We start from the raw sequence: 256 nt of genomic DNA, 5'->3' as shown, positions 1-256 counted from the left end.
AACGGCGGATAAGCTGGCGATTCAGCGGATCAAGCCCCTGTAGTGGTTCATCGAGAATAAGCAACGTCGGATGTTTCACCAGTGCGCGGACAATCAGCGCCAGACGCTGCTGTCCCCAGGAAAGACTATGGAACGGAGCGTCAGCCGTGCGTTTATCAATGCCGAGAATATCCAGCCACTGCTGCACCAGTTTTTGCTGGCGATCCGAAACGGCCTGATAAATGCCAATCGAATCAAAATAGCCAGAAAGAATCAC

General features: G+C 52.3%; 1 protein-coding gene. It reads right to left on the bottom strand.

Annotated features, from left to right (window positions below; all coding sequences use genetic code 11):
- Positions 1–256, bottom strand: a 256-nt coding sequence (locus IEQ44_RS16175) for an ATP-binding cassette domain-containing protein (protein ID WP_193639449.1), incomplete at both ends; no start/stop codon positions are given.

Source organism: Nocardioides malaquae, assembly GCF_015070385.1.
GTDB lineage: Bacteria > Actinomycetota > Actinomycetes > Propionibacteriales > Nocardioidaceae > Nocardioides > Nocardioides malaquae.
The sequence above is the reverse complement of the archived record's forward strand: the minus strand, read 5'-3'. Positions and strand labels throughout refer to the sequence as shown.